This window comes from Bacteroidota bacterium, from assembly GCA_039714315.1.
GTDB lineage: Bacteria > Bacteroidota > Bacteroidia > Flavobacteriales > JADGDT01 > JADGDT01.
In genome coordinates, this window is record JBDLJM010000001.1 from 12,815 (window position 1) to 34,557 (window position 21,743).

Below are 21,743 nucleotides of genomic sequence, written 5' to 3' on the forward strand. Positions count from 1 at the left end.
TGATAAAATTCAAAAAGACTCTAAAAAGTCTATAAAAAACCGTCATTTCGACTAAGCGATAGCGCATGGAGAAATCTCATGATGATTGTAGTGTCATTCAACAGATCTCTCCACTCGTTTCACTCGGTCGGGATGACGTTTTTTTTTTTTTGATATTTTTACTAATTAACAATATAAATGAATACAAAAGTATTTATACCCAGAGACCTCCAAATGGATGGAATTGATGAACACATCGAAAAGTGGAGAAGTCCTTCAAATATTGCTTTAGTTAAATATTGGGGGAAAGTCGGACACCAAATCCCGGCAAACCCATCTATCAGTTTTACCCTGAAAAATAGCTATACCGAAACAGAAATTAAGTTTGTAAAGAAGCCGGTAGAGAGTGAAACTATTGATTTTGAGCTTCTTTTTGAAGGTGAAAAAAATGAATCATTTTCTGTTAAAGTTGCTTCATATCTCGAAAATATTAGGGTTTATACACCGTATTTGAAGTATTACAGACTCGAAATTAATACTTCAAATTCGTTTCCGCACTCAAGTGGAATTGCATCGTCAGCTTCCGGATTTAGTGCATTGTCGGCATGTTTGGTAGCGTTTGAAGAAAAAATAAACCCTGAAATAAAAAATAGAATTGCAAGACAAAAAGTTTCTTTCCTGTCTCGTTTAGGATCAGGAAGTGCTTGTCGTTCAGTAGAAGGGCCGGTAATGATCTGGGGGGAGCACGAAAAATATCGCCTGTCTGACAATGAAGTGGCTGTTGTTCCTGACTTGGAGTTGCATAGCAATTTTTATGAGTTTCAGGATACTATTTTACTTGTCGATAAGGGTAAGAAATCTGTGTCGAGTACAGTTGGTCATGCGTTGATGGAAGGACACCCGTTTGCAGATAAACGATTTGAGCAGGCAAATGAGAATATTACTGAAATAAAAGAAGTTCTTCAAAACGGAGATTTAAAGAGATTTGGAGAGATTGTCGAAAATGAAGCTTTGACACTTCATGCAATGATGATGACTTCAACACCTTCTTATATTTTGATGAAGCCTAATACTCTTTTAGTGCTTGAAGCAGTTAAGAGCTATAGGGAGGCTAGTGGTAATAATTTGTATTTTACTCTCGATGCAGGTGCTAACGTTCACTTGCTTTATCCAAAATCAGAGAAAAAGGAGATCATGTCTTTTGTTGAAAATGAGTTAGTTGTATATTGTGAAAATCAGCAGTATATTTGTGACGAACTCGGTTTAGGAGTTGAGAAAATAAATTAAGAAATAAAAGTGATGCTGATTTCATTGCCTAAAGTTGGCTGGTCAGTTTCCTATTTATAAATATATGGATAAAAAACCTTTATTTTTCGCGAAGGTATTATTGTTTGGAGAGTATGGAATCATTAGAGATTCTATGGGTTTGTCGGTACCTTATAATTTTTATCAGGGAGCGTTGAAACTTCCCGCTTCAGGCGAAATTAGTAGAGATGCGGATAATTCTAACTTTCATCTTCGCAATTATGTTTCTTATCTCGAAAAATTAAATTCTGATAAGGATTTTAATGTCAATTTCAATATCGACGCACTGTTATCTGATATAGATAATGGACTGTATTTTGATTCAAGTATACCACAAGGTTATGGTGTTGGCAGTTCAGGAGCTCTTGTTGCTGCGCTTTACGATAAATATGCCATTGATAAGATTGATACTAATTCTAAACTTTCCAAGGAGAATATTCAGGAGCTGAAAAGGATTTTTGGAGAGATGGAATCTCATTTTCACGGGAAAAGTTCAGGTATCGACCCTTTAATCTGTTATTTGAATATTCCATTGCTCATAAAGTCTAAAAATGAAATAGACCCTGTAGGTATACCTGATATGGTAGAAGGGAAGGGTGCAGTGTTTCTTATAGATTCGGGAATGCCTGGCGAAACGCAGCCTATGGTCAATATTTTCATGGAAAAATGCAAGCAGGAAGGCTTCCGTAATATGTTGAAGGAGCAGTTTGTTAAGTATAATGATGCTTGTATTAAATCGTTTGTGAAAGGTGAGTTTACAACTCTTTTCAAAAATATGAAGGACTTATCCTCGTTGGTTTTAGATAATTTTAAGCCGATGATACCCGACTCTTTTCATAATTTATGGCAAAAAGGGATTGATTCTGATGATTATTATATGAAGCTTTGCGGCTCCGGAGGTGGTGGTTATATTTTAGGTTTTGCCGAGGATTTCCAAAAAGCCGAAGAGTCATTAAAAGATCATAAACTGGAAGTTATTTATCGATTTTAAATTATACACCCCATACCTAATTAAGCTTGTAAATTATCAACTCAGTAACCCTTAAATATAATATCAGGAAAATTATCGGATTGTTATCTGTTGTTCGTGGTTATAATATTTTGGTTATTGTTTTGGCTCAGTACCTTACATCTATATATATTCTTTCGTACGACGATAATGTTTGGGATGTAATTCTAAATCCAACACTGTTCATTTTGGTTTTTAGTTCTTCACTGGTAATTGCTGCCGGATATATTATCAATGCATTTTACGATTTTGAGAAGGACAGAATAAATAAACCCTCTAAAACTGCACTGGATAATCTTGTGAGTCAGCGTACAAAGCTGGGAGTTTATGTGTTGTTTAATTCTGTTGCTATAATTATAAGTTTAGCAGTGTCGGTAAGGGCTGCTTTTTTTATGCTTTCTTACGCTTTTGGGATTTGGATGTATTCTCATAAACTTAAGAAAATAACTTTTATTGGAAATATTGTCGCTTCTTTACTTGCAATTACTCCTTTCTTTGCGATATTTCTCTATTACAGGCATATTTCGGAGTTGATAGTGTTGCATGCTACTTTTTTGTATCTGTTGATCCTGATCAGAGAGTTGGTGAAAGATCTTCTTAATTACAATGGAGATTTAATTTATGGTTATCAGACAATTCCTGTGCGATATACTCTAAATATCTCCCGCTATGTTATTTCTGTATTGGTGTTCCTGACCTTGATTCCAGGCTTTATGCTTACACGATTTTCGGAGGTAGGAGCTATGGAGGTGTATTTTTATTTTAGTATGGGGGTTTTGTTCGTGTTTGTAATTGGACTCTGGTACTTAAAAGGAGTAAAATGGTACTTACTTCAATATAATATTATTAAACTTCTGATACTCGCAGGAGTATTTTCTATTGCTCTTGTTCCTTATTAGTTTGAAATTCATATCTCCAAACTCCAAGTACTCATAATAAAGTTTGGAGTGCCTAGAGTTATAAGTGCCTAGAGTTAAAAGTGCTCATAACTCCAAGTACTCATAACTTCATATAAACGTTTGAATTGTAAATATTTGACTTTGTAAACTATTTCATTATAAGTAGTGCATTTTGTTTGAAATGTAGTACTTTTGCAAAAATTTTTTCGAAATATAATATATGGCAGTAGACAAAAAATCTTCTGGTAAAAGAGAAGGTAAATCAAGGGTTTCGAATACTGATAATAAAAAAGGTCACCGCTCCCAACGTCACAGCGACACAGACAAACGTCGTCGTGATAGAGAAAATAGTGCTGAAAATTTTAGTAAGGTCAGAGCTGAGAGAGCCGGATCGAAACTAAAAAAGAGTTCCGGAGGAAATTCTGAAAGAGATTTTAAGAATTCCAGAGCTAATAAGCCTTTTAAAAGCGGGAAGAAACATGAAACCCAGGCCAGTGTAGAAAAACGAATTGAGAAAGATGGAATCAGACTCAACAAGTTTATCGCAAATGCTGGTATTTGTTCTCGGCGTGATGCCGACAAGCACATTGTTGCTGGATTAGTTACCGTAAATGGTAAAGTTGTAGACTCGATGGGATATCGGGTTAAGAGTACTGATGAAGTTAAGTTTGACGGAACAAGCATACAGGCAGAAAAGAAATTGTATGTATTGTTGAATAAGCCTAAAAACTTTATTACTACTAGAGAAGATACTCACGGTCGTAGAACTGTAATGGATCTTATTAGTGGTATAGGTAATGTAAGGGTTTATCCGGTAGGAAGACTTGACAGAAATACTACAGGAGTACTTTTATTTTCAAATGATGGGGAAATGACAAAGCGTCTTACTCATCCAACTTTTGGAGTGAAAAAGATGTATCATGTTACACTTAATCAGAAGCTGAAACAGGTACACCTCGAGAAAATACTTGACGGGATGCATTTGGAAGATGGTTCGGTGTATGTTGATAGTGTTTCTTATGTAAATAATGCACCAAAAACAGAAGTTGGTATTGAGATCAGTTCAGGAAAAAACCGTATCGTTCGTCGTATTTTTGAATCTTTAGGTTATGAGGTTGTTAAGCTCGATAGAGTTATGTTTGCCGGACTGACTAAAAAGAACATTAAACGAGGGCAGTGGCGTTTCCTTACTCAGGATGAAGTAAACTTTTTGAAGATGATCTAGCGATCAATAATGTAGTTGTAAAAGATGTTAATCCTTTGTGAATTTTTCGCAAAGGATTTTTTTTTGTCCGGGTTGCAATTATGGATATATCAATTACTGTAATTGCGTGAGTTCGATCATAAATTCAAAAAAATATTATATCGGTCATTTTGATGTCATATTGGTATAACTGAGCTTGTTTAAAAAAAAAGCAGGAAATCAGCTGACTAATTTCCTGCTCAAATGTTTTTAATGGATTAAATTTTACATTCCTTTCTTGTCAAGTATCTTCTCAATCTCATCCATAACTTTATTCATGGCACTGATTGTTTTAGTGAAAGCTTCTGGACTTGTCATGTCTACACCTGCTTTCTTTAGCAGTTCGATCTGATATTCTGAGCTTCCTGAGCTTAGAAATGCAAGGTATTTTTCCAAAGCATCTTTTTCTTTATTCATAACTGCTTCTGCCAGTGAATTTGATGCTACAAACGAAGTACTGTACTGGTATACATAGAAGTTGTAATAGAAATGAGGGATAAAGGCCCATTCCGTGTTGATATATTCATCAACATAACATACTCCGGCATCGTGTCCGTAATATTTATGTACAATTTCCTTGTATAGATTAGACAGGTACTCGCCAGTTAAAGGAGTTCCGGCCTGCGCAGCTTCATGAATTTTCATTTCGAATTCGGCAAATTGCGTCTGGCGGAAAAGAGTTCCTTTAAATCCGTTAAGTCTGTCCATTAACAGTGAAAGTTTTACTTCCTCATCTTTTACTTTTTTCAACATGTGGTTAAATAGTAATACTTCGTTGAAAGTTGAAGCTACTTCGGCAACAAATATTCCGTAATCAGAAGTAGGGTAGGGCTGATTTTTGTTCGAATAGTAGCTTTGCATTGTGTGCCCCAGTTCGTGAGCTGTGGTGCTTACGTCGTTGTACAGACCATTGTAATTTAATAAAATGTAAGGGTGTCCGTCGTAAAATGCTCCGTTTGAGTATGCCCCTGAACGTTTTCCCGGTGTAGGGTATACGTCAATCCATCTCTCGTTAAAAGCTTTTTCTACAGTGGCAACATAATCTTTTCCAAGTGGGGCTAAAGATTTTAGTATAATTTCCTGAGCTTCCTCGTATGTGTATTTCAGGTCCACGCCTTTAACCGAAGGAGCATACAGATCCATATATTTTAGAGTGTCAACTCCCATCATACGCTTTTTAATTTTCAGATATCTATGGAATGCAGGAAGATTTTTATTCACGTTGTTTACCAAAGATTTATAAACATCAGTAGGTATATTGTTTGGAAATAACGATGCTTCGAGTGAAGATTCATATTTACGGGCTTTTGAAACGAATAAATCGCTTTTTACATTACCGTATAGCATATCTCCATATGAGGCTTCGTATTTTTTGAAATTGTTCCAGTAACCTTCGAATACTTTTTTCCGGTCAGCGCGATTGGCTGATGCTCTGTATTTTTCATATCCGGCACTGTTAAGTGCAACCACTTCTCCGTTGTCAAGTGTTACTTCCGGGCTTGGCATTTCTGCATCTTTAAATGTTCCGTATATTGATGCAGGTGAGCCGGTAATTAAACCTGATAATGCAAGGATTCTCTCTTCTGCCTCACTTAAAGAATGTTTCTGTTGGCGGAATAAATCTTTTAATCCCATTTCGTATTCTTTCAGCAGGGGTTCTTTGCTTATGTAGTCTTCAATAACCGACCAGTCAACGCTTAGTATTTCAGGTCTTACAAACGCTGCCTTAGCCGAGAAATCAGTGAATATTTGCTGTAATTCCTGTTCCATACCTTTGTAGTGCATGTTACGGGTGTCCAGATCGGCATTCATGCTCGCGTATATGTAGAGTTTAGTCATCTCTTTAGAAACTGTAGATCTGTATACCATAGCATCTAACAGGTTTTGAGGAGACTGGGTTAGTTTTCCTTTGAAGTCGTCAATCCTGTCGAGTTCTCCTGTCAGTTTTTCTTTTGCCTGATTCCATGCTTCTTCAGATGCATAAATATCTGTTAAATCCCATTTGTATTTGTCTTCTATTTCAGCTCGGTCGTTTTGTCCATAGCTTGCTGTTCCTGTTAGCAGCGAAATAAATAGCACAAATAACAGGCTGGTTCTAAGTTTTGTTTTCACAATGTTATAATTTTGTTTTACATAGTTTTATATTTAAATGTAGTGATTTTTTTTGACTCAAATTCATAACTGGTTTTTATTCTGGAGCTTTTGTGTCAGCGTCAGAGGTGTAGATGATTTATTGATAGACGCATTTGGTGTTAGTGCGTAGATTTTCAGAAGAAAGTAAGTTAAATAAAGTAGGGTTTTCACGATGAGAAAAATCAAGCCCATAGTCTAAACTTTAGACTTTCTACCCTAAAATAAATTCAGGATCTACTTTAGACTTTTTGGATAAAAAGAGAATAAAAAAAGCCGCAACAATTAGAGTAATTGTTGCGGCTTTTTTGTGGTACCTCCAGGAATCGAACCAGGGACACATGGATTTTCAGTCCATTGCTCTACCAACTGAGCTAAGGTACCTTACCGTAATTAAAAAAAAGAAAGTGGTACCTCCAGGAATCGAACCAGGGACACATGGATTTTCAGTCCATTGCTCTACCAACTGAGCTAAGGTACCTTCTATTTTTTATTCACTATTTTAAGAACTTGAGTGGTACCTCCAGGAATCGAACCAGGGACACATGGATTTTCAGTCCATTGCTCTACCAACTGAGCTAAGGTACCGTGCTTTTTTTCTTAGCGGGTGCAAATATATGGTATTTGTTTTGAATAATAAAAGCTATTTTTGTAAAAAAAAGAACTTTGTTGATTTTGAGGTCTTAACGACTTGAAATATAAATGAATATTTTCTGATAATAACTTATTTATATGTTAACATATATGCTAAGCTTTTTTATTTTTGCCTGAATTTTATAGATAAACAATGAATTTAATAATTGACATAGGAAATACAAAAGCAAAATTAGCTGTTTATAAAGCTGATGATTTGCTTAGTGATTGTGTGGTTGATTATGAAGAAGTGATTGATAAAATTATAGAACTCCGGAATGATTATGAATTCAGTAAGTCGATCGTGTCTAATGTCGGTACTGATATAGAGGGTTTAAATGAGTTTCTGGATGATAATTTTTTCAATATTGTTTTAGATTCAAAAACAGAATTACCAATAAAAATAAATTATTCTGCTCCCGAAACATTAGGAGTGGACCGTAGAGCCCTTGCTGTTGCTGCCTACGAAGCTAATCCGGAAGGAAACAGTTTGGTAGTAGATATGGGGTCGTGTATAACTTATGATGTTGTAACTGCAGATGGGGTTTATCAGGGAGGTGCTATATCCCCTGGAATGAATATGCGTTTTAAGGCAATGCACAATTTTACAGAATCATTACCGTTAGTTAGTTTTAAAGAATCACATTCAATTATTGGAAAAGATACCGAAATGTCGCTTGTAAATGGTGTTGTTTTTGGAATTTGTTCTGAGATTGATAACTATATTGAGGTGTTAAAGAGCGAATTTGAAAATATTTCTGTTTTTATTAGTGGAGGAGACCATCCTTTCTTTGCAAACAAATTAAAAAATAGCATATTTGCAGACCAAAAAATATTATTGCGAGGATTAAACATAATCTTGAACTATAATTTCAAAATTAGATGAAACGAGCAAGACAAAATTTCAACAATTTTGACCCACGGGGAATGATAAAATTTTTTCTTGCGAACGCCATCTGATCAAAATATAAAATCATTAATAGATGAAAATATTACCAATTAAAATATTAATACTAATAGTATTCCCGAGCTTGTTGTTTGCTCAAAGTATTGAAACATCACCTTATTCGGCTTTTGGACTGGGTGATTCAAAGTATTTGGGGCCTGCAGAATCAGTTAGTATGGGAGGATTAAATAGTGTTTTCTGGGATAATGTACACGTGAACCCGACTAACCCGGCAAGTTATTCCTTTTTAAGTTTAACAACATACTCACTTGGAACGCAGGGTAGATATACTCAATTAGAAACGTCTACTGATTCTGAAAGTAATAGCTATGTAGGCTTAAATCATCTGTTAATCGGAATTCCAATGGGAAAATGGGGTGCAGCAATGGGCTTTATGCCAACATCATCTACTGGTTATAGCTTAAACAGTACGGATACTCAACATGATTCTGAATTAGAGCTTTTTGACGAGAATGGAGAGATGATTTATGATGGGATTTACGACAATATATATAGCTTTAACGGGTTTGGAGGTGTAAATCGTGCCTTTTTGGGGCTTTCTTATAGTCCTTTTAAGGGCTTTTCGATGGGAGTAAATGCGAATTATCAGTTTGGTAATATTAGCAGATCGGTAAGAATGTTTACTCCGGCAGTATTAGCTGATCTTGATGGAGATGTCAATACTCCTGACGATGTTTTATTTGAAGGTAGTCAGTATGGAACGAAAGAAGAGGAGAAGTTAAGGATTAAAGACTGGCAGTTTGATATGGGGTTGTTGTACACCGGAAAATTAAACGAAAAGTTACAATACACGCTTGGTGCAACTTATGGATTGGGTAATGAGAGCGAACTGGAATATACTAAGTATTTGTATACGTTTAAGTTCGTGTCGAATGGAGTTGAGCAGCCTATAGATACATTGCATTATGTTAGTGGTACGTCAAAACTTGACGATATTTCTGTTCCAAGTCGTGGAAGTGCCGGTATTAGTATCGGTAATTATTCAAAATGGATGATAGGTGCTAATTATGAATTTAAAGACCCTATTGATCTGACATTTGGAACTGAAGGTTATAAAGTGAGCTTTAAACAAAGTAAAAAATACTCTGTTGGAGGGTATTTTACACCTAAGTATAATTCACTGATGAGCTATTGGGAGAGAATTACTTACAGAGCCGGATTTAAGTACGAAGAAATGGGAGTTTCCATTAATGGCACGGATATTGTAGATTACAGTGTGAACTTCGGGTTTGGCTTACCAGTTGGAAATGGGGCATCCAATATTAGTATTGGAGGAGCCTTTGGAACAAGAGGAACTACAGATAATGATTTAATAAAGGAAAATTATTTTAATTTTGTAGTTGCTTTTTCACTTAGCGATAAGTGGTTTAAAAAAGTTAAGTACTATTAATAGTAGAATAATAAGAGAATAGTAATATATTAAGGGTAAATTATATAAATTATGAAGAGTAAAGTTTTAGGTTTAATATTGTTTGTTGTTGGTTTGTCGTATTCATTGCCGACTTTAGCGCAGGATACTAACCAGGAAGCAAAGTCAGAGGTAGCGTGTAAAGAAGATCAAAAGGTAAAAGAGAATTTGTCTATTTATTATGAATATTACAAATCGAAAAATTACAAAGACGCTTATGAATCTTGGAACTTTGTTTATGAGAACTGTCCGTCAGCTCATAAGAATATTTATATTCACGGTCCTAAGTTGATAAAGTATAAGTATAAAAATACTACTTCACCAGAGGAGAAGGAAGCTTTATTGGCTAAATTGATGAAGGTTTACGATGATCGATTGGTTTACTTTCCGGGTAAAACAGGATATGTTACCGGAATGAAGGGTTCTGATATGGTAGGCTACAAATATGGTACAACTCAGGAAGCTTTCGATGTTTTGGATAAAGCATATGAATTGGATGGATCAAAATTAAGTGCTTCTACACTTTATTCATATTTCACGGCTTCAACCAGACTGTTTAATGAAAAGGTGTTTACTGATGAGCAGGTTTTTGAGGTTTACGATAACGTAGTTGTGGCTATTGATGAAAACAAGGAGGAAGAAACAGGGATTATTGCTAAGTATGAGCAAATGGAGGAAGACGGAAAAACTCTTAGTAAAAAAGAAGCTAAGAAGTTGAATTCTGCAAAGAACCACCTTGGTGCATACGAAACTGTAGAGGCAAATGTTGAGAAGATAATCGGAAAAATTGCTACTTGTGAACGTTTAGATGTTTTGTACGGGTCTAAATTTGAGGAGCGTAAAGCTGATATAGACTGGGTAAACGGAGGTGTTAAAATGATGACACGAAAAAAATGTTTCGATAGTGATATTTTCTTTAAACTTGTTGATTCTAAAAGTAAATTAGATCCTAGTGCTTCATCTTCACGTGTTGCCGGATTGCTTTCTTTGTCAAATAAAGAATACTCAAAAGCATTAAAATATTACGAAGAAGCTATTAAGCTTGGAGATGATGCAACTAAAAAAGGCGATGATTATTTCAAAGCTGCTCAGGCATTATTTAAATTAGGCAGAAAATCAGAAGCGAGATCATATGCTTATAAAGCTATTGAAAACAGAAAAAACTGGGGAGAGCCTTACATCTTAATTGGTGATATGTACGCTTCAAGTGCTAATTCTTGTGGAACTAACGTATTTGAGAAAAAAGCTGTTTATTGGGCTGCTATTGATAAATATGCAAAGGCAAGATCTGTAGATCCAAAAGTATCTAAAAAAGCAGGGAAGAAAATTAGTCAGTGGGGAACTCAGGTTCCGGATAAAACTATGATTTTCCAATTTGGATATATTGGTAAACCAAAATATACAATTGGTTGTTGGATTAAAGAAACAGTTAGAGTACCTCAGACTTAATGATGAGAACATATATATATAATATTGTTTTAAAAAGCATTGTTGCTCTCTTGGGAGTGACAGTGCTTTTTTCTTGTGAAAACAATATGAAGGAGATCGATAAACTCAACGAAACAAGAATAAATACCGATAACAATATAGAGGGACTTGATATGATATATACAGATTCCGGTATTGTAAAACTTCGGATGAAAGCTCCATTAGCCATCTTTCATGAAGAAAAAGAAGAACCCTTTAAAGAATTTCCAAAAGGAATTGAGGTGTTTTTCTTTAAGGATCGTGATACCCTTGTTCAAAATTATCTGAGAGCGAATTACGGAATTAATTATGAGAAGAAAGATCTCTCGGAAGTTAGGGGAGATGTTGTTGTAATAAATGACAATGGAGATACACTCAAAACTGAAAAAATGTTTTGGGATTCAAAAAAGAAAATTATCTATTCTGATGAACTAGTCCGAATAATCCAGAAAGATCAGGTGATTATAGGAGAGGGGGGATTCGAAGCCGATGAAGATTTTTCATATTATAAGATCAAAAATTCATCTGGTGATATTTCTGTTGATGATAACAAAGAGTAATTGAATTTTATAATCTTAGGTTTTGTTTAGGGGTCAATTCTAGTTTTATGTCTTTAATTGATGTGAATGTATAATAACTTCTTATATTCGTAATAAATTCATCAACTTATTTTTATCAATGATCGATAGTGTTATTGTAATTGTCATATCAATAATTTTCTCTGCTTTCTTTTCAGGAATGGAGATTGCTTTCATTACCTCAAACAGACTACACTTCGAGTTAGAAAAAAAGCAGGGTAATTGGAATTCCACAATAATATCTAAGTTAAATAAGAATCCGAGTGAATTTATCGCAACTATGCTAATCGGAAACAATATAGCTCTGGTTGTTTATGGTATCTTTATGGGAGATCTTATTATTTCTTTTCTGTTTCCCGATTATATTAGTACTAAAGCTTATCCTTTTTGGATATTATTGGTACAAACTTTAATATCTACATTGGTTATTCTGGTTACGGCCGAGTTCATGCCAAAGGCTATATTTCGAATCTATTCTAACGAACTTCTTTCAATATTTGCACTGCCTGTTTATTTGATTTATTTATTGTTTTTTATTGTGTCAAATTTTGTTGTATGGTTGTCTAAATCAGCTCTTACAATATTTACAGGTGAAAAAATTGAGGAAAAGGAGAGTGAGTTTCGCAGGGTAGATCTGGGTAATTATATTTCTGAACAACTTGAAACAGTTGATGAGAAAAAAGAAATGGATGTAGAGATTCAGATGTTTCAAAATGCTTTGGAGTTTAACGAAGTTAAGGCCAGAGAGTGCATGATTCCGCGCACCGAAATATTGAGTATAGAGAGTGATGACACTATATCTAGTTTAAATAAACTATTTGTAAGTTCCGGAAAGTCTAAGATAATTGTCTATAAAGAAGATATTGATGATATTGTCGGTTATGTTCATTCATTTGAAATGTTTAAGAAACCTAATGACATAAAATCTATACTTCTACCTGTTGAATTTGTACCCGAAACCCTTCCGGTAAACGAATTGCTGAATACCCTGATAAAGAAGAGGAAGTCTGTTGCTGTTGTTCTTGATGAATATGGAGGTACCAGTGGCTTGGTAACATTGGAAGATATAGTTGAAGAGCTTTTTGGAGAGATCGAAGATGAACACGACCGCATCGCTATGACTGAAAAAAAATTGAGTGAAAACGAGTATGTTTTTTCTGCACGATTAGAGATCGATCAATTAAATGATACCTATTCATTGGAAATTGAAGAAAATGATGATTATGAAACTATTGGTGGATTTGTATTGTTTCATTTGCAGAATATTCCTGAAAAAAATCAAATTATAGAAATAGATAATTTCGAAATTAAGGTTACTAAAGTTTCTAACAATAAGATTGATGAAATTAAGTTAGTAGTTCATCCGCATGAGTAGTACTTCAGAATGGGATCTGATCCACATCCCGATTTAAGCAGTATATGTCCTCTAGTTGTTTTTATTTTACCGGGTTAAAGCCCTTTCGATTCTCTAGTAGAGCTCAGGCTGTAGTTAGGACTGCCAGTTTTTAATAAAACTTGTCAAGAGAAAAATCATTTTCTAATCTTCTAATCCTCTAGCCATTTAATCAAAAGCATAGTAAATTTCTCGTTGAACTCCCTAGGATGAAATATACAGGAGAAATATTAATTACAAAAATGTTTTACAATTAGCATAATATAATACTTCTAATCTTTGATATTAGTAAATGAAAATGTATTTTCGCCTCCAATTAAATTAAAATAATAATAATGGCAACATTAAACCGTATAAGAGCAAAATCAGGTGTTTTAATTGCAATAATAGGATTTGCATTATTTGCATTTGTTTTGGGTGATTTATTTAAGTCAGGTAGCTCTATTTTAAGAGGAAATCAGTTGGTAGTAGGAGTTATTGACGGAAAAGAGATTTCGTATCAGGATTTTAACCCTGAAGTTCAACGTACTTTAGATGCTTATAAGCGTCAGGGTATTAATTCAGTTACACAGGTTTCAAATATCGTTTGGAATAACCTTGAAAGAAAAACGCTAATCGACAGTGAAGTTGAAAAATTAGGGTTGAACATAGGTGAAGATGAGTTATGGCATCTGGTAATAACGGATCCAAGTATTCAAAATGCACCTGCATTTAAAACAGAGCAAGGGATTTTTGATGAAAATAAGGTAAAAGAATATTTAGCTTATTTACGTGAAAATGCTAATTCTAATGCTCAGGCTGCTCAACTATGGATTGATTGGGGTAATTTCGAAAAGTCTTTGAAAGAGCGTGGTATTGTAAATAGCTATTACAGTCTGATTAGTTCAGGTTTATCTGCTACCGATCAGGATGGGAAAGACGACTATAAATTCCGTAATGATCAGGTAAATGCTAAATATGTTTATTTGCCATTTAGTTCTGTTAAAGATGAAGAAGTAAAGGTAGAAGATAGCGAAATTAGCGCTTATATCAACGATCATGAAGATGAGTTTAAAACTGAGGCAGGTAGAGATATTCAATATGTATTCTTTAAGGTACAGCCATCGTTGTCTGATGAGGCTGGGGTAAAAGAAGATTTGCTGAAAGTAATGCAGGATAGAATAGAGTATGTTAGAGCTACTAACTCTTACGATACTATTCCGGGATTTGCTAATACTGATCAGGATTCATTATTTGTAAATTCTAAGTCTGATGTAAACTTCGATCCAAATTACTATCAAGCGGGTAAATTGCCTGTAGATTTAGAAGATTTTGCATTTAATGCCAATGCAGGTGATGTATATGGACCATATAAAGATGGAGAAACTTTCAAAGTTTCAAAATTAATAGACACAAAAGTTATGCCTGATTCTGTTAAGGCCAGTCATATTTTGATTTCTTTCCAGGGAGCTAATAGTGCTTCTCCTGCCGTAACAAGAACTGATGCACAAGCTAAGATTTTGGCTGATAGCCTTGCTAATGCAATAAACAAAAATAAATCTGATTTTGTAGAGTTGGCGAAAGAGTATTCCGATGGTCCAACAGCTGGTAACGGCGGAGATTTGGGTTGGTTTACTTATGGAAGAATGGTTCCTGAGTTTAATAGCTTCGTATTTAACAATAAAAAAGGTAAGACAGGAGTTGTAAAAACAGTTTTTGGATACCATATTGTTAAAATTGAAGATCAAAAGAATATTGCAAAATCTGTAAAACTAGCTACAATCGTTAGAAGTGTTCTTCCATCTGATGAAAGTGATAATGAAATGTATACTAAGGCTTCAAGTTTCGCAGCTGCTAATAAATCTTTAGAGTCATTCCAGGCGGATGCTTCGGCAAAAGGTTATGAGGCAAGAAATGTAGAAGGTTTAAAAGCTATGGAATTTAATATTCCGGGCGTTGGAGATCAGCGTGATATTGTAAAATGGGCCTTTAATGAGGAAACTCAAATTGGAGATACTAAATTACAAACAGTGGAAGATGGTTATATCGTAGTGTTGCTTTATAATACATCAGAAGCTGGAATTTCTTCTGTAGATGTTGCCAGAAGTGTAGTTGAGCCAATTGTTCTTAATGAGAAGAAAGCTGAATTGCTAAAAGATAAGATTTCAGGATCATCAATAGAGGAAGTAGCAAAAAATACTGAGGAAACTGTTAGAACAGCAAGTAGTATTCACTTTGAGAACCCAGTAATACCGGGAGCAGGTCGTGAGCCTAAGGTAGTTGGTGAGCTTTTCGGAATGAAAAAAGGAGAGCTTTCTGAGCCTATAGTTGGTAACGCAGGAGTATTTGTTGTAGAGGTTGAAGAAACTAAGCAGGCAGTTGAGTTGCCAAATTACTCTACTTATAGTAATAGACTTGACGGACAGATAAAATCAAGAGTTAATTATCAGGTTTTCGATGCTTTGAAGAATTCTGTTCAAATTACAGATAATCGTTCAAGATTCTATTAATAGAATTTAAAATATAAGATATGTAAGAAGGCTGCCAATGGCAGCCTTCTTTTTTTAATTTATTCGGTATTGTATCAGGTTTTGTTATAGATGAGATCCTTTGTATATTCTTGACTCGCTTAGGTCTTTTAAAGGGCCGGAAAATGTAATTCTCTCTCCGAAATTTCCGTCAACGGTAGCTCTTGCTATTCCGCTGGAGTTAACTGTAATATTTACTGTAGCCCATCCTAATGAACCGTTCATGTCGAATTTTACCCGGGGCATTTGATTTTCATTTCCATCTATAACCTTGTAGTTTCTTACATTTCCCTCCAGGGTTATTCCTCCAAGACCATTCCAGCCTATAAGTTGTTCGAACCCGAGCTGTAATGTTCCTTTTCCTTCTTTTAAAAGGACAAAGTTGATAGTTGGATTCACCTGAAAACTTCTTCCTTTTTTAGAGTACACTGTATTTGCTTCAAGTGCGAAAGACTGTTTCTCGAAAATTTCTTTGTATTTCTCTTTTTTTGCATTTAACTCTGCCTGCTTTTCAGGAGATAAAGTTTTTGAAGAACCACAAGAAATGAATGTGGAGATCACTGCTAAATATAGAATGAGTTTTTTCATGATTTGTATATTATTCATCTTCACTAAATTTAATGAAAATATATAACATACAACTTAAGTGTTCTATCTGCTTCTGTTGTTGTTAGGAGTCTGTATAAAAGTTAATACTATAGTATGCTGTGATTTTCTGAATCCAGACGGATAAAAATAAATAATAGTATTGTGAAACCCCATAGAGAAGATCCTCCATAACTGTAAAATGGTAGGGGGATACCAATAACGGGGGCAATTCCTGTAACCATTGCAATGTTGATCGCGAAATGGAAGAAGAATATCATGGCTACCGAATATCCGTAAATTCGACTGAATTTTAATTTCTGTTGTTCTGCCTTGTATAGGATTCTTGCAATGAATCCGGCAAAAAGAATAATAAATAAAGTGCTACCCAAAAATCCCCATTCTTCTCCTACAGTACAAAATATGAAATCTGTACTCTGTTCCGGAACAAAGTCTCCCTTTGTTTGTGTGCCTAATAAAAAACCTTTACCTGTCCATCCTCCCGATCCTATAGCTACCATTGATTGATGTTGATTGTATCCAACACCTGAAGGATCATGTTTTAGTCCTAGTAATATTTCTAATCTGTTTCTGTGTCTGTCTTCCAGTATATTTTCATATACATAGTCAATAGATGTTAGAAAAAGAATTATGTACATTAGGTATAGTACAAGGTGTCGTATGCTTTTTGATTTTTTCTTTCTGTATATTGAATATGCTATGATGAATACAGCCGATACTCCGATAATAATTTCAAAATCAACAACTATACTAAGGATGAATAGAGTAGTTGTAAGAAAGCCCAGAAATATATAATGGCCATTTAGACCTTCTCTGTACATAACAAATAGGAACGAGGCGTAAATTAGTGCTGATCCGGGATCCGGCTGTGGTGTAATAATAATAGCCGGCAGAAATATTATGGCAAAGGCGGTTAATTGTGTTTTAATATTGTTTATGTTGATATTGGGTATGCTGAGATATTTTGCCACAGCTAAAGCCGTTGCAAATTTTGCAAATTCTGACGGTTGAATCGAAAAAGTACCTATTCCGTACCAGGAGGTCGCTCCGGCAACTGTTTTTCCAAATACAAAAAGGCCCAACAGACTCAGTATAGAGATAACATATATGACACTGGCAAAACGTTCGTAAAACTTTCCATCAAGCATCAGTGTAATAAATATGAGTACGATACTTGCCGTTATTAGCATTAATTGTTTACCATATTTTTGAGACATGTCAAAAATACTCATGTGTTCCTGGTCCAGTATGGCAGAGTAAATATTCAACCACCCGGTAATTACAAATAGTCCAAATAGAAGGGCTAATAGCCAGTCAATATTTGATATGATACTTTTATTCCGACTCACTTACAGCTTGTTTTTCGTATTCTTCTAATAAAGAACCGTTAATTATTTTTTCTTCCAATCTCTCTCTGCTCACTTCTCCCTTTAAATATTTTTCAATCATTAAAGAAGCAATAGGTGCAGCCCATCTTGATCCCCAATATCCATTTTCAACAAAAACTGCTATAGCTATTTTGGGGTCTTCAACCGGGCCATAAGCTATAAATATTGAGTGATCCTGTCCATGTGGGTTTTCTGCGGTACCCGTTTTTCCCGCCAGAATTATTCCCGGTAATCTTGAATACCTGGCTGTTCCGCTTTCTGATTCAAACACAGCTACCATTCCTTTGATAACTTTATCGAAATGTTCGCTATCTATGCTTGTATGATTCTTTTTAATGAAATCCGGATTGTTAGTAGGGATATCGTCTATTTTTTTTACGATGTGAGGCGTATAGTAAAATCCGCGATTTGCTATTGTAGCAGTCATATTTGCGAGTTGTATTGGAGTAACCAATATTTCGCCCTGGCCTATTGCATTTGAAATGTTGTATGTAGCTTTCCATCTTCCTTTGCCGTATTGACGATCGTACAATTCAACAGAAGGAACAAGGCCTTTACGGCCTGTTGGTAAATCGTTGTTTAAGAATTTTCCCAGACCAAAACTTTTTACATGTTCACTCCATATTCTAAAACCTTCTTCCGTACTGGAATAGTTTTCTAATGATGCTTTGTAGCTTTGTGAGAAATAGTTGTTGCACGACCTTAATATGGCCGAATGTAAGTTGTGCGGTCTGTCATAAACACCACAGTGACATCTTACCCAAAGACTCCCATGATGAAAACCGTGATGACATGTGTATTTTGAATATTCATTAATTACTCCTTCCTGTAAGGCAATAAGTGCATTTACTACTTTGAATGGTGATCCAGGGGGGTATTCTGCTAATAGTCCTCTGTCGTAAAGAGGTTTTCCTACAGAGTCTAAAAGTAAAGAGTAGTTTTTTGATCTTTTTCTTCCAATCAGCAAGTTCGGATCGTAGCTGGGAGCAGAAATAGATGCCAGTATTTCTCCTGTTTTCGGTTCAATGGCTACTATTCCTCCTCTTTTATTTGTCATTAACTTTTCCCCGTATTGCTGTAATTGAATATCAATGGTTGAAGTGATATCTTTTCCGTTTACTGGAAGTGTGTCATACAAGCTGTTTTTGTATGAGCCTTGTATCCGGTTGTGTACGTCTACAACAAAATATTTTACACCGTTTTTGCCTCTTAATTCTTTTTCGTAAGACTTTTCTATTCCTGCAAATCCGATTTGATCTCCTTGTTTATAGTAGCCGGTAGTATCTTTTTTTAATATCCAGGTCGAAACTTCACTTACATAGCCTAATACGTTTGGAGAAGAGTTTATAGGGTATTTTCGCAATGATTTTTTCTGAATATAAAAACCCGGGAATTTGTACATTTTTTCCTGAAAAAAAGCATAGTTTTCTTTCGATAATTCCTCTACCAATACACTTGGCTTTCTCCAGGAATATACTTTAGCTTTATTCAAACGTTTTATAAAGCTCTCTTTTGTAATGTTTATTAGATTGCAGAATTCTACTGTGTCTATAGTTTTAACATTTCGGGGAACTACCATTAGGTCATAGGCAGTTTGGTTGGTTACCAATAAAACGTTATTTCTGTCGTATATGTAACCCCTGTCCGGGTATTGTATTATTTTTTGTCTTGCATTTTTCTCAGATTCAAACTTAAAAGAATCGTTTACAACTTGCAGAAAGAATAAACGTATAATAAAAATTATCGTCAGAGAAAATAACAGTATAAATGCTAAAATTTTTCTATCCATCTTTACTTATTGTCCAATTTGACAATTAGAGTGTTTAAAGTTTATTTTTTCGTAAAAATAACGAAAGAGAGAGAAGAAGCAATATAGTTGAGTATATTGTACTTAAAATAATTCTAAAAAACATGCTTTTTAGTTCGTCAAAGCTAAAGTTTTCTAACCAAAATAAAGCAATGTGATGAATTAATGTTAATGAAAAAACGTAAGTTAATGATTTTGAAAAGGGTACTTCACGTATAGAATATTTTTCACCTGCTTCCTGATTCCCCATTATGATATTAAATATTTTCTGTCTTAAATATGCTATCAAGGTTATTGAGAAAGCATTTATTCCTCCCGAATTCATGAAGAAATCGATTGATATTCCAAGGAAGAAACTACTGAGAAGAAAATACCCTAAATGTTTGTTGTAGTAAGGGAATAAAAAAACATAAAGAATATATATCTGTGGGTTGATATATCCTCCAAAATTAATGTTATTCATTATTACTACCTGTAAAAGAAGTAATAATATGAATCTTAATATATTTGAAATATTTTTTCTCATTTATCAGATTTATCCTCCTTGATATTGTTTATCTCGCTTTTATGAAGATTTTTAACTATGTATACTGACTTTATATTTGCATAGTCAACAAATGACTTTACTATAATTTCATAATAATTTTGACCTATCGGGATCTCGAAATTTTCGACAGTTCCAATGTTTATTCCGGCAGGGAAGATTGTAGAGAAACCTCCTGTAGTTATTGTGTCGCCTATATTAAATTGTGCCTCTTTGGGTATGTCGCTTAATATAAATGTATTTCTATCGTTCCCGGGCCATGAAAGAGAACCAAAATAGTTAGAGTTTTTTAATTTGGCATTTATTTGTAGGTTTTTATTGAGAACCGATATAATACTTGAATAGTTTTTTCCTACACTTTCAACTATTCCTACAATCCCATTGGTCGAAATGACTCCGTTTTCGGGTTGTATTCCGTGTACTCTTCCTTTATTGAGAGTTATGTGATTATTTCTGTTGCGAAAAGAATTGTTTATGATTTCAGCATCTGTAAAGTTATATTTTTGAATGAATTTAGCAGAACTTGAATCACTGATGTTTATGTAGTTTTTTTCTATTTCAAACATCGAAGATAATAGCATGGAATGTAGTTTTGCATTTTCTTCGAGCAGTTTTTGGTTCTCTTGTTTAAGACCTATATAAGAGTCCCAGTTGTTTGCCAGGCTGTAGATCGATCCAACAAAGTTACCTGTTGAATTCACGAATTTAGCCCTGTGGTAATCCTGGTTTTGGATAGTTAACCAGAGGGTAATCAATTGAATGAAAAGGAACAAAAAAAAGTGTTTCTTCTTTGCAAGAAAAAAAAGCAATTGCTGCATAACAATTAATTACCCTGGTTAATATTATTTTAAAAGAAAATTGAATTTATCGATATTTTTTAGGGCTATACCGGTTCCTCTAACAACCGCTCTCAACGGATCTTCAGCAATAAATACTGGTAATTCGGTTTTTTGAGAGATACGTCTGTCCAGTCCTCGAAGCATAGATCCACCACCGGCTAAATATATGCCGGTGTTGTATATGTCGGCAGATAGTTCGGGTGGAGTTGAAGATAATGCTTCCATAACAGCATCTTCTACTCTTAAAATAGACTTATCAAGTGATTTCGCAATTTCCTGATATGTTATTGTAATTTGCTTAGGTTTTCCGGTAAGTAAGTCTCTACCCTGAACATTCATCGGTTCAGGTGGGTTTTCTAATTCCGGAACTGCAGATCCTATTTCTATTTTAATTTTTTCTGCTGTACGTTCACCAACATAAAGGTTGTGTTGAGTACGCATATAATAACTGATGTCGCCGGTGAAAATATCACCCGCAACTTTTATTGATTTATCCGAAACAATACCTCCAAGAGCAATTACAGCAACTTCGGTAGTACCACCTCCTATATCAATTATCATATTCCCTTTTGGCTGGGTAACGTCAATTCCAATACCAATAGCTGCAGCCATTGGTTCCTGAATCATGTGTATTTCTTTTGCGTTAGCATGTTCTGCAGAATCTCGTACAGCACGTTTTTCTACTTCCGTTATCCCCGAAGGTATACAAATCACCATTCTTAGTGAAGGAGTGAAAAGCTTTTTTCTTATACCCGGTATACTTTTGATCATCTCTCTGATCATGTATTCCGAAGCCTGGAAATCAGCAATAACCCCATCTTTAAGAGGACGTATAGTTTTGATGTCTTCGTGGGTTTTACCCTGCATCTGGCTAGCATCTCTACCAACTGCAATTACTTTATTTGTAGTTCTGTCAATAGCTACAATTGAGGGGCTGTCAACTACTACTTTGTCATTGTGAATGATTAGAGTGTTAGCTGTACCCAGGTCGATGGCTATATCTTCAGTCATGAAATCGAAAAAACCCATGCTATATAAAGT

17 protein-coding genes and 3 tRNA genes are annotated in these 21,743 nt (G+C 34.8%); 10 read left to right on the plus strand and 10 right to left on the minus strand.

Going from position 1 to position 21,743, the window contains the following annotated elements:
- The first annotated feature begins 177 nt into the window (after positions 1–177).
- From mvaD to ABFR62_00080, 4 genes are all read left to right on the plus strand, one after another.
- A complete protein-coding gene (gene mvaD, locus ABFR62_00065) occupies positions 178–1,266 on the plus strand; it encodes a diphosphomevalonate decarboxylase (protein MEN8136812.1) in 1,089 nt (362 codons plus the stop codon).
- Between the two features lie 64 nt (positions 1,267–1,330).
- Positions 1,331–2,275, plus strand: a complete 945-nt coding sequence (locus ABFR62_00070; GenBank protein MEN8136813.1) for a mevalonate kinase — start codon at positions 1,331–1,333, stop codon at positions 2,273–2,275.
- Between the two features lie 80 nt (positions 2,276–2,355).
- Positions 2,356–3,192, plus strand: coding sequence for a geranylgeranylglycerol-phosphate geranylgeranyltransferase (locus ABFR62_00075; GenBank protein ID MEN8136814.1), 837 nt, complete (start codon positions 2,356–2,358; stop codon positions 3,190–3,192).
- A 220-nt stretch (positions 3,193–3,412) separates the two neighbouring features.
- The gene (locus ABFR62_00080) at positions 3,413–4,417 is read left to right on the plus strand and encodes a pseudouridine synthase (GenBank protein MEN8136815.1); all 1,005 of its coding nucleotides are present in this window, start codon (positions 3,413–3,415) and stop codon (positions 4,415–4,417) included.
- Positions 4,418–4,660: 243 nt separating this feature from the next.
- Here the strand turns inward: ABFR62_00080 and pepF are convergent, their stop codons facing one another.
- The 4 genes from pepF to ABFR62_00100 form a co-directional block, all read right to left on the minus strand.
- Positions 4,661–6,547: an oligoendopeptidase F gene (pepF, locus tag ABFR62_00085; protein ID MEN8136816.1), complete on the minus strand. Its 1,887-nt coding sequence runs from the start codon at positions 6,545–6,547 to the stop codon at positions 4,661–4,663.
- A 329-nt stretch (positions 6,548–6,876) separates the two neighbouring features.
- A tRNA-Phe gene (locus ABFR62_00090) sits at positions 6,877–6,949 on the minus strand.
- Between the two features lie 24 nt (positions 6,950–6,973).
- Positions 6,974–7,046 (minus strand) — tRNA-Phe (locus ABFR62_00095).
- 34 nt (positions 7,047–7,080) lie between these two features.
- A tRNA-Phe gene (locus ABFR62_00100) sits at positions 7,081–7,153 on the minus strand.
- Between the two features lie 199 nt (positions 7,154–7,352).
- Here ABFR62_00100 and ABFR62_00105 point away from each other — a divergent pair.
- The 6 genes from ABFR62_00105 (at position 7,353) to ABFR62_00130 (ending at position 15,500) form a co-directional block, all read left to right on the plus strand.
- Positions 7,353–8,084, plus strand: a complete 732-nt coding sequence (locus tag ABFR62_00105; protein ID MEN8136817.1) for a type III pantothenate kinase — start codon at positions 7,353–7,355, stop codon at positions 8,082–8,084.
- 97 nt (positions 8,085–8,181) lie between these two features.
- On the plus strand, positions 8,182–9,555 hold the full coding sequence (locus ABFR62_00110) for a hypothetical protein (protein ID MEN8136818.1): 1,374 nt from the start codon (positions 8,182–8,184) through the stop codon (positions 9,553–9,555).
- Between the two features lie 51 nt (positions 9,556–9,606).
- Positions 9,607–11,022, plus strand: coding sequence for a hypothetical protein (locus ABFR62_00115; protein ID MEN8136819.1), 1,416 nt, complete (start codon positions 9,607–9,609; stop codon positions 11,020–11,022).
- Between the two features lie 2 nt (positions 11,023–11,024).
- Positions 11,025–11,600, plus strand: a complete 576-nt coding sequence (gene lptC / locus ABFR62_00120) for an LPS export ABC transporter periplasmic protein LptC (protein MEN8136820.1) — start codon at positions 11,025–11,027, stop codon at positions 11,598–11,600.
- Positions 11,601–11,718: 118 nt separating this feature from the next.
- Entirely contained in the window at positions 11,719–12,993 is a 1,275-nt protein-coding gene (locus ABFR62_00125; GenBank protein MEN8136821.1) for a hemolysin family protein, read from the plus strand.
- Positions 12,994–13,346: 353 nt separating this feature from the next.
- Positions 13,347–15,500: a peptidylprolyl isomerase gene (locus ABFR62_00130; GenBank protein ID MEN8136822.1), complete on the plus strand. Its 2,154-nt coding sequence runs from the start codon at positions 13,347–13,349 to the stop codon at positions 15,498–15,500.
- Positions 15,501–15,584: 84 nt separating this feature from the next.
- Here ABFR62_00130 and ABFR62_00135 read toward each other — a convergent pair whose 3' ends face one another.
- The 6 genes from ABFR62_00135 to ABFR62_00160 all read right to left on the minus strand — a co-directional run bounded on the left by ABFR62_00135 (position 15,585) and on the right by ABFR62_00160 (position 21,731).
- Positions 15,585–16,106 (minus strand): DUF4251 domain-containing protein, encoded by a 522-nt coding sequence (locus tag ABFR62_00135; protein MEN8136823.1) that lies wholly within the window; start codon positions 16,104–16,106, stop codon positions 15,585–15,587.
- A gap of 107 nt (positions 16,107–16,213) precedes the next feature.
- Positions 16,214–17,473 carry a rod shape-determining protein RodA gene (gene rodA / locus ABFR62_00140; GenBank protein MEN8136824.1) on the minus strand — a complete coding sequence of 420 codons (1,260 nt, stop codon included), beginning with the start codon at positions 17,471–17,473 and terminating at the stop codon, positions 16,214–16,216.
- Positions 17,460–19,301: a penicillin-binding protein 2 gene (mrdA, locus tag ABFR62_00145; protein ID MEN8136825.1), complete on the minus strand. Its 1,842-nt coding sequence runs from the start codon at positions 19,299–19,301 to the stop codon at positions 17,460–17,462. The genes rodA and mrdA overlap by 14 nt, the downstream gene beginning before the upstream one ends.
- Positions 19,302–19,335: 34 nt before the next feature.
- Positions 19,336–19,782: a rod shape-determining protein MreD gene (locus tag ABFR62_00150; protein MEN8136826.1), complete on the minus strand. Its 447-nt coding sequence runs from the start codon at positions 19,780–19,782 to the stop codon at positions 19,336–19,338.
- A 59-nt stretch (positions 19,783–19,841) separates the two neighbouring features.
- Positions 19,842–20,681: a rod shape-determining protein MreC gene (gene mreC, locus ABFR62_00155; protein ID MEN8136827.1), complete on the minus strand. Its 840-nt coding sequence runs from the start codon at positions 20,679–20,681 to the stop codon at positions 19,842–19,844.
- Between the two features lie 24 nt (positions 20,682–20,705).
- On the minus strand, positions 20,706–21,731 hold the full coding sequence (locus tag ABFR62_00160) for a rod shape-determining protein (GenBank protein ID MEN8136828.1): 1,026 nt from the start codon (positions 21,729–21,731) through the stop codon (positions 20,706–20,708).
- Between the last annotated feature and the right edge of the window lie 12 nt (positions 21,732–21,743).